This window comes from Streptomyces niveiscabiei, assembly GCF_001419795.1.
GTDB classification, from domain to species: domain Bacteria; phylum Actinomycetota; class Actinomycetes; order Streptomycetales; family Streptomycetaceae; genus Streptomyces; species Streptomyces niveiscabiei.
Map to the genome: position 1 here is coordinate 1 of NZ_LIRL01000921.1, position 8761 is coordinate 8761.

Genomic DNA, 8761 nt, shown 5'->3' on the forward strand with positions numbered 1-8761 from the left:
GCGGACGACGTTGGTGAGGGCTTCCTGGACGATGCGGAAGGCGGCGAGGTCGGTGCCCGGGGAGAGGCGGGGCGGGGTGCCGTCGACCTGGACGGTCAGGCCCGCGTGGGCGGCCTGTTCGACGAGTTCCGGGAGCCGGTCGAGGCCGGGCGCCGGGGTGCGCGGGGCGTCTCCGGGGGTGCGCAGGGTGTCGAGGACCTGGCGGACCTCGCCGAGGGCTTCCTTGCTGGCGGATTTGATGGTGGTGAGGGCGGCGCGCGCCTGTCCGGGGTCGGTGTCGAGGAGGGCGAGGCCGACGCCCGCCTGGACGTTGATGACGGAGAGGCTGTGCGCGAGGACGTCGTGCAGTTCGCGGGCGATGCGGAGGCGTTCCTCGTCGGCGCGGCGCCGGGCGGCCTGGGCGCGTTCGGCCTGCTCCCGCGTCCACTGCTCACGCCGCGCTGAGGCCAGTTCGGAGACGGCCACGATCACGGCGGCCCAGGCGGCGACGGCGAACTCCTGCGCCAGGGGCGCGGATCCGTCGCCGGAGGGGGGCAACCAGCGGTAGAGCCACTGGGTGACCAGCAGGTGGACGGCCCACAGCATCCCGACGGCGGCCCACGCGGCCTTGCGGTGGCCGGCGACGACGGCGGAGAAGCAGGCGAGGGCGACGGTCACGAACACCGGCCCGTACGGGTATCCCGCGCCGAGGTACAGGGCCGCCGCCCCCGCCGTACCCCACACGACGGCCACCGGGAGGCGGTGGCGCCACAGGAGGAGTCCGGAGGCGGCGACGAGCAGCAGGCGGGCGTAGACGTCGAGGGGCTGACGGCTGCCTTCCTGGCCGTGGGCGGCGTAGGCCGAGCCGATCAGGACGAACGCGGTGACGGCCGCGGTGGAGCGCCAGGGCCGGCGCCGGTCGTTGTCCGCCATGCGCGCCCACAGCGGCTCGTCCGGCCACCGTCGCGCTGTCCGCCGTTCCTGCATACCGGCCACGCTAGACGGGTCGCGGGGCGCTGCACGTCCGCCGGGCGGAGCGGTCACCCGTACTTCCCCGGGAGTACGGGGCCGGGTGTCAGCGGGCGGCAAGGTCCGCCTCCGCGTTGGCGGCCATGACGGACAGGACCCGGACCGTGCCCGCGTACTCCTCGGGTGTCAGGCCGGTGAGGACCGTGCTGCGGGTGTGCTCGACCCGTTCCAGCGCCCGTGTGTGGATCGCGCGGCCTTCGTCGGTCAGGCCGAGGTCCGTGCCCTGTCCGGTCAGTCCGCGGGCGGCCAGGACCGCGAGCACTTCGTCGGGTCCTGGGCCGTTGCCCGCGGTCCAGAACGGTGCCAGTGCTTCGTGGAGCCGGGCGCGGGTGGTGGCGCCTGCTGCGAGCGCGTCGAGGACCTGCCAGTCTCTGCGGGTGAGCGAGACGTCCGCGAGCGCTTCCTCGAACTGGCGCTCCAGGAGGCGGTCGAGGTGTTTGAGCCAGTAGCCGACAGGCCGGTCCGCGGTCATGGGAACCCCCGTAGTTCCGATCCATGTAGAGTGACATGCAGTTGCGTACCACTATGCACCGGAGGCCTCGTGCCTGACAACCCCATTTCGGACATGACGGCCATCGAGCGTGCTCTCGTCGCGCTCCGCCGCTCCCAGCAGCGCCGCAACCTGGCCCGATCGGCCGAGTCGCGCGGCGAGAGAACGGACGACGAGCGGCTGCCGGACGCGGTGCTGGAACTGCTCGACGCGGTCGAGTCGGCCGCCGACCGGGGCGCGTCCCTCACGGTCACGGACGCGGCGGCGGCGCTCGGCGTCGACCAGCCCCGCTCCAGCCGCCTGGCCGGCCAGGCCCTGGACGCGGGCCTGCTGCGCCGCGAGGCCGACCAGAGCGACGGCCGCCGTTCCCTGCTGGTCCTCACCGACGCCGGCCGCGCGGCCCTGGCCCGCGTCCACGACGTCCGGCACCGCGCGATCGCCCGGGCCATCGCCCACTGGCCCGCCGAGGACCAGGACGCCTTCGCCCGTCTCCTCCCGCGTTTCGTGCAGGACTTCGCCGCGCTGTCCGAGCGGGAGAGAATCTAGACCGGCTTCTTCCCGAGGAACCCCACTCCGTGCGCGAGGCGGGTCGCCGCCTCGTGGAAGAAGGGATCGCGGTCCTCGACGACGCGGTGGAACTGACCGAAGAGTTCGAAGCCGACGAGGCCGTAGAGCTGGGCCCAGGCGGCGACGAGGGCGGCGGCGACGCCGGGCGGGAGGTCGGGGGCGAGGTCGGCGGCGATGCGTTCGGCCTCGGGGCGCAGGGCGGGCGAGAGGGGCGGTTCGGCGAGGGCGCCGGCCCGGTGGGCGTCGCGGGTGATGGCGATGAGGAGGAAGCCCACGCGCGCGGCGGCGGGGACGGTGGAGTCGGGCGCCCGGTAGCCGGGGACGGGTGAGCCGTAGATGAGCGCGTACTCGTGGGGCCGCGCGAGCGCCCAGGCGCGTACGGCCTCGCAGACGGCGACCCAGCGCCGTACGGCGTCGTCCTGGGCGATCTCGGCGTGGGCCTTCTCGGCGGCCTCTCCGAGGCTGTCGTACGCGTCGATGATGAGGGCCGTGAGGAGGTCGTCGCGGCTCGGGAAGTAGCGGTAGAGGGCCGAGGAGACCATGCCGAGCTCGCGGGCGACGGCCCGCAGGGAGAGCTGGGCGGCGCCCGCGTCGGCGAGCTGTCTGCGGGCCTCCTCCTTGATGGCGGCGGTCACTTCGATCCGGGCGCGGGCTCGGGCCCCTGGAGAGACGTTACGGCTCATGCGGGCAAGTCTTCCACCAAAACGGAGCGGTGCACACATTGGAGAACGCCGAACAAAAGAGAGAGCGTCGCTCTTGCAACAGGGGCACCCCTCGTGCAGACTCGGAGACACGAAACGAGAGCACTGCTCTCTGAAGCTCGGGAGTCACCATGTCGCAGCCGTACTACCTCAAGGCCGGCCCTCTCGCCGCCCGCTTCAACAACGCCGTCGGCTGGCTCGCCCGGCACGGCGTCAGCCTCGCGGGCTCCGCCGAACTGTCCGTGAAGGGCCGCACGAGCGGGCGGATGCTGCGCCTCCCGGTCAACCCGCTCACCCACGCGGGCGCGCAGTACCTGGTCTCCGCGCGGGGCCACTCCCAGTGGGTGCGCAACATGCGGGCGGCGGGCGGCGGCGAGCTGCGGGTCGGCCGCACGGTGCGGGAGTTCACGGCCGTCGAGGTGCCCGACGCCGAGAAGACCGACATCCTGCGCACCTACCTGAAGAAGTGGGGCTGGGAGACCGACCAGTTCTTCAACGGGGTGTCGGCGAAGTCGTCGGACGAGGAGATCGCCGCCGCGGCGGGCGACCACCCCGTCTTCCGGATCACCGTCAGGAACTGACCTCGGCCTCCGCCTCGGTCTCGGCCGGCGCCTTCGGCCGCGGCTCGACCCCGGTCAGCACGCGCTGCGCGATCGGGTGCGTACGGACCAGCTCGCCCAGGGTCGTCTTGCCGCGGGTGATCTCGGTGAACGCCCGCCAGGCCGGACGGAAGCCGGTGAGGGCGGCGTGGAAGAGCCCGGGACGGCGCTCGAAGGCGGCCAGCATGCGCTTGCCGACGCTCATCTCGACCCCGAGGCCCGCCTTGATCGCGAACGCGTAGTTCAGGGCCTGACGGCGTGTGTCGACCGCGTCGTGCGCCTCCGAGATGCGCACCGCCCACTCCCCCGCGAGCCGTCCGGAGCGCAGCGCGAAGGAGATGCCCTCGCGGGTCCACGGCTCCAGCAGGCCGGCCGCGTCACCGCAGACCAGCACGCGCCCGCGCGAGAGGGGCGAGTCGTCCGCGCGGCAGCGCGTCAGATGGCCGGAGGAGACGCTCGGTTCGAACCCGGCGAGCCCGAGCCGCCCGATGAAGTCCTCCAGGTACCGCTTGGTCGCCGCGCCCTCCCCGCGCGCGGAGATCACCCCGACCGTCAGGGTGTCGCCCTTGGGGAACACCCAGCCGTAACTGCCGGGCATCGGGCCCCAGTCGATCAGGACGCGGCCCTTCCAGTCCTCGGCGACCGTCTCGGGCACCGGGATCTCCGCCTCCAGGCCGAGGTCCACCTGGTCGAGCTTCACGCCCACGTGCGCCCCTATGCGGCTGGCGCTGCCGTCGGCGCCGACCACCGCGCGCGCCAGCAACGTCTCACCGCCCTGGAGGACGACGGCGACACTGCGCCGGTCCGGGACGGCCGAGCCGTGCTGCTCGACCCGCGTCACCGTCACGCCCGTGCGCAGCTCGGCGCCCGCCTTCTGGGCGTGCTCCACCAGCTGCTGGTCGAATTCGGGGCGGTTGATCAGCCCGAACAGCATCTGCCGGGACTTGCGCGTCCGCGTGAAGCGGCCGTTGTTGGAGAACGTGACCGCGTGCACCCGGTCCTTGAAGGGCAGTTCGAAACCGGGCGGCAGGCAGTCGCGCGAAGGCCCGATGATGCCGCCGCCGCACGTCTTGTAGCGGGGCAGCTCGGCCTTCTCCAACAGGAGCACACGCCGCCCCGTGACCGCCGCCGCGTAGGCGGCCGAGGCGCCCGCGGGGCCCGCACCCACCACGACGACGTCCCACACCTGACGCGCGTCCTCGGTCTCGCGCACGTCGTCCGCCGAAGAGTTCTCGCTGCTCACGATGGTCTGCTGCTCCCGATCCGGCCGCCTGTCGCACCTGTCCACCCGCATCCTACGGCGGAGATCGCCGAGGTCCTCCGGTGAGGCCCCGCAGGTCCGAGCGCGTACCCTCGGCTGCGAGATCCCCGCCGTACGGACCCGTACGGACGCGTGCTCACCCCGTACAACGTCGCACCCACGAGGAGCGTGCCCATGTCGTCGAAATCGGTCGCCGAGACCGTCGCTTCCCTGATGCCCAGGGCGAAGGCGGAGCTGGCCGAACTGGTGGCCTTCCGGTCGGTGGCCGACTTCGACCAGTTCCCGCGCAGCGAGAGCGAGGCCGCCGCGCGCTGGATCACCGACACGCTCGCCGCCGAGGGCTTCCAGGACGTCGCCGTGCTGGACACCCCCGACGGCACCCAGTCCGTGTACGGCTACCTGCCGGGCCCCGAGGGCGCGCGCACGGTCCTGCTGTACGCCCACTACGACGTGCAGCCGCCGCTGGACGAGGCCGCCTGGGCGAGCCCGCCCTTCGAGCTGACCGAGCGCGACGGGCGCTGGTACGCGCGCGGGGCGGCCGACTGCAAGGGCGGCCTGATCATGCACCTGCTCGCGCTGCGCGCCCTGCGGGCGAACGGCGGCGTCCCGGTGCACGTCAAGATCATCGTCGAGGGCTCCGAGGAGCAGGGCACGGGCGGCCTGGAGCGGTACGCCGAGGCCCACCCCGAGCTCCTGGCCGCCGACACGATCGTCATCGGCGACGCCGGCAACTTCCGTGTCGGCCTGCCCACCGTCACGACCACCCTGCGCGGGATGACGATGCTCCGGGTGAGCGTCAGCACCCTCGGCGGCAACCTGCACTCCGGCCAGTTCGGCGGCGCCGCCCCCGACGCGCTCGCCGCGCTGATCCGGGTCCTCGACTCCCTGCGCGCGGACGACGGTTCGACGACCGTCGACGGCCTGACGTCCGACGCCCGCTGGGAGGGCCTCCAGTACGACGAGGAGCAGTTCCGGCAGGACGCCAAGGTCCTCGACGGCGTCGGCCTGATCGGTACGGGCACGGTCGCCGACCGCATCTGGGCGCGTCCCGCCGTCACCGTCATCGGCATCGACTCCCCGCCGGTCGTCGGCGCCACCCCGTCCGTGCAGGCACACGCCCGCGCGCTGGTGAGCCTGCGCGTCCCGCCGGGCACGGACGCCGCCGAGGCGACGAAGCTGCTGCGCGCGCACCTGGAGGCGCACACGCCCTGGCACGCGCGCGTGGAGATCGAACAGGTCGGCCAGGGCCAGCCGTTCAGCGCCGACACGACCAGCCCGGCGTACGCGGCGATGGCCGAGGCCATGGCGGTCGCCTACCCCGGTGAGGAGATGCAGTACGCCGGCCAGGGCGGCTCGATCCCGCTGTGCAACACCCTCGCCGCGCTGTACCCGCGCGCGGAGATCCTCCTCATCGGCCTCAGCGAGCCGGAGGCGCAGATCCACGCGGTGAACGAGAGCGTGTCGCCGCAGGAGCTGGAGCGGCTGTCGGTGGCGGAGGCCCTGTTCCTGCGGAACTACGCGGCGAGCTGAGCCAGTTGCCCGGCCGAGCCCGGCTGACCGCGCACAGCGCGGTGTCCGCCGCCCTCGCCCGTCTCGACGACGCGGAACTGACCGCGCTCCTCGACGCGGCCGATCCGCACGGCACGGGCGTGGGCGGCACCACCGCGCGCGTACGGATCGCCGGACGTCCGGTGTTCGTGAAGCGGATGCCGCTCACGGACACCGACCGGCACCGCACCACGGCGGACGTGTTCGGCCTCCCGCCCGCCTGCCACTACGGCATCGGCGCCGTCCCCAGCCCCGGGTTCGGCGCCTGGCGGGAGCTGGCGGTGTACGAGACGACCACCCGGTGGGCCCTCTCGGGCCGCTTCCCGGGCTTCCCGCTGCTGCACCACGCGCGCGTCCTGCCCACCACCGCCCCGACCGACATCCCCGACACCGAGAAGGCGGTGGCCTACTGGGGACCGGCCGTCCGCGCGCGCATCGAGGCCCTGCGTACGGCGCCGGCGAGCCTGACGCTGTTCCTGGAGCACGTCCCGTCCACCCTGCACGACTGGCTGCGCGCCCACGTGCACGGCCCCGACGCGGACGCGGCGTGCGCCCTGGTGGACCGACGGCTGACGGCCCTGACGGGCTTCCTGCGGACCACGGGCCTCGTTCACTTCGACACCCACTTCCGCAACATCCTCACCGACGGCCGGCGTCTCTACCTCACCGACCACGGCCTCGCGCTCTCCCCCGAGTTCACCCTCACCCCGGCGGAACGCGCCTTCCACGCCGCCCACTTGTCCTACGACGACGCCTACACGCGCGGGTACCTGGCCCGTTGGCTGGTCACCGAGTTCCATGGCCGCACCGACCGACTGGCCCGCCTGCGCGCGTACGCGAACGGGGCCCGCCCCGACGGCATGCCGGACGGCGCGGCCGAACTGGTCCGGCGGCACGCGGCCGTCGGCGCGGTGATGGACGCGTTCGAGTCACGGCTGGGCACGGACGCGACCACCGTGTTCCCGGCGGACGAAGCCGCTCAGTGGCCGTCTCCGGGCACGGGAACGCCCGACTCGAGGTAGATCGCCGCGCCGCGCTCCCGGGCCCGCAGAGCCCAGCACAGGCGTTCGTAGCGGGCGGGCGGCAGGAGGTCGGCGGCCTCGTGCTCGGTGACGAAGCGCCAGGCGCGCAGCTCGGGGCCGGGCAGCGACAGGTTCGCCACGGTGCCGGGGGCGAGGCGACCGCCGTCGAAGAGGAACCGCAGACCGCCGTACCGGGGGCGCTGCGGCGGTTCCCAGTCGACGACCAGCAGCGGGGGCACGTCCGCCAGGCGTATCCCGGTCTCCTCCTCGACCTCGCGCATGCCCGCGCGCGCGGGTGCCTCGCCGGGTTCGACGACGCCGCCGGGGAACTCCCAGCCGGCCTTGTAGGTCGGGTCGACGAGCAGGACACGGTCGTCCTCGTCGAAGAGCAGCACCCCCGAGGCGAGCGTCTCCGCCGTCGGCTCGGGCGTCTGCACGATGTCGCACACCGGGACGGCGCCCGTCCCGACGGCCTCCGCGATCCTCAGGGCCGTCTCATGCGGCGTGAGGGCGCCGGTGTCGATGAGGTGGGCGTCGGCCGTCAGCCAGGCGGCGAGCGCCGCGCGGTACGGCTCGATGTGGTCGTACGCCCACTGCCGTGCCCGCATCTCGCCGTCCGGGAGGTCCGGCGGGACCGGGCGGCCGGCTATCCGCTCACGCAGGATCGTTTCAGCCGGGGCGAGGAGGACGTGGCGCACCGGTATGCGGCGGGCGGCCAGGCCGCCGAAGATCTCGTCGCGGTACTCCTGGCGCAGCAGCGTCATGGGCACGACCAGCGTGCCGCCGACCTCGGCGAGCACGGCCGCGGCCGTGTCGATGACGAGTCTGCGCCAAATCGGCAGATCCTGGTAGTCGCCCACCTCGGCCAGGTGCTTGGCCGGAAGCAGATGGGGAAGCGCCCCGCCGACGAACTCCGGGTCGAAGAGCGTGCTGTTCGGGATCAGATCGTTCAGTTCCCGTGCGGTGGTCGTCTTTCCCGCACCGAACGCGCCGTTGATCCAGACGACGGTCACGATTCCCCCCTCTTCCGTTGGCCCCCTGAGGCTTGCCCGCTCCACCCTGCCACGGAAACCAGTTCCCGTTGAGGACCAGGGAGAAGCACCGAGGCGCCGGCCCCCTCGGGGACCGGCGCCTCGCGCTCGCGCACGGCTCTCGTCAATCGCCCTGCCCGAGCGCGTTGTCGTCGACAGCCAGACTCTCGTCGGCCACCGTGTGGTCGAGCTGACTGAGCGTGTCCCCCACATCCAGACCGAGTTTGTCGTGGTCCGCCCCGTGCGACGGCGTGATCGCGGCGACCACGAACCCGGTCGCCAGGGAGGCGATGGCAAGCATGCTGCGCTTCTTCATGCCCACTCCAACGCGAAGCCCTGCCGGGAGGTCACGCACGGGGTTGAGGACAGAGCGCGCGGGCGGGGGTACGTCCTGCACCCCGGCACGCGCGGGGCATCACCCCGCACCCGAACCGCACGCCCACGTGCAGAGCCACCCCGCACGCGAACCACGCCTCCCCCGCGCGGGCACAGAACCACAGCCGAAACACGCGTCCCCGCGCGCGGGCGAGGACG

The 8761-nt window shown here is 73.3% G+C and carries 10 protein-coding genes; 4 read left to right on the top strand and 6 right to left on the bottom strand.

Annotation, left to right across the window (positions count from 1 at the left end; genetic code table 11):
• Together AOK24_RS36930 and AOK24_RS36935 are read right to left on the bottom strand one after the other, a co-directional pair.
• On the bottom strand, nt 1–966 hold a 966-nt coding region (locus AOK24_RS36930), incomplete at its 3' end, for a sensor histidine kinase (RefSeq protein ID WP_055724320.1).
• Nucleotides 967–1054: 88 nt separating this feature from the next.
• The gene (locus AOK24_RS36935; protein ID WP_055724314.1) at nt 1055–1480 is read right to left on the bottom strand and encodes a hypothetical protein; all 426 of its coding nucleotides are present in this window, start codon (nt 1478–1480) and stop codon (nt 1055–1057) included.
• A gap of 93 nt (nt 1481–1573) precedes the next feature.
• Here AOK24_RS36935 and AOK24_RS36940 point away from each other — a divergent pair, with 93 nt between their 5' ends.
• Nucleotides 1574–2044 carry a MarR family winged helix-turn-helix transcriptional regulator gene (locus tag AOK24_RS36940; protein ID WP_107104140.1) on the top strand — a complete coding sequence of 157 codons (471 nt, stop codon included), beginning with the start codon at nt 1574–1576 and terminating at the stop codon, nt 2042–2044.
• Here AOK24_RS36940 and AOK24_RS36945 read toward each other — a convergent pair.
• Nucleotides 2041–2748, bottom strand: a complete 708-nt coding sequence (locus tag AOK24_RS36945) for a TetR/AcrR family transcriptional regulator (RefSeq protein ID WP_055724315.1) — start codon at nt 2746–2748, stop codon at nt 2041–2043. The genes AOK24_RS36940 and AOK24_RS36945 overlap by 4 nt on opposite strands.
• Nucleotides 2749–2897: 149 nt before the next feature.
• Between AOK24_RS36945 and AOK24_RS36950 the strand changes: the two genes are divergently transcribed.
• On the top strand, nt 2898–3347 hold the full coding sequence (locus AOK24_RS36950) for a nitroreductase family deazaflavin-dependent oxidoreductase (RefSeq protein WP_055724316.1): 450 nt from the start codon (nt 2898–2900) through the stop codon (nt 3345–3347).
• Here AOK24_RS36950 and AOK24_RS36955 read toward each other — a convergent pair.
• The gene (locus tag AOK24_RS36955) at nt 3337–4608 is read right to left on the bottom strand and encodes a geranylgeranyl reductase family protein (protein WP_055724322.1); all 1272 of its coding nucleotides are present in this window, start codon (nt 4606–4608) and stop codon (nt 3337–3339) included. The genes AOK24_RS36950 and AOK24_RS36955 overlap by 11 nt on opposite strands.
• 192 nt (nt 4609–4800) lie before the next feature.
• On the opposite strand from AOK24_RS36955, the gene AOK24_RS36960 reads away from it, so the two are divergent.
• A complete protein-coding gene (locus tag AOK24_RS36960; protein WP_055724317.1) occupies nt 4801–6156 on the top strand; it encodes a dipeptidase in 1356 nt (451 codons plus the stop codon).
• A gap of 5 nt (nt 6157–6161) precedes the next feature.
• Nucleotides 6162–7196, top strand: a complete 1035-nt coding sequence (locus AOK24_RS36965; protein ID WP_240554293.1) for a BUD32 family EKC/KEOPS complex subunit — start codon at nt 6162–6164, stop codon at nt 7194–7196.
• Here AOK24_RS36965 and AOK24_RS36970 read toward each other — a convergent pair.
• Entirely contained in the window at nt 7154–8209 is a 1056-nt protein-coding gene (locus AOK24_RS36970; protein ID WP_055724318.1) for an NUDIX hydrolase, read from the bottom strand. The genes AOK24_RS36965 and AOK24_RS36970 overlap by 43 nt on opposite strands.
• Before the next feature lie 142 nt (nt 8210–8351).
• A complete protein-coding gene (locus AOK24_RS36975; RefSeq protein WP_055724319.1) occupies nt 8352–8543 on the bottom strand; it encodes a hypothetical protein in 192 nt (63 codons plus the stop codon).
• Between the last annotated feature and the right edge of the window lie 218 nt (nt 8544–8761).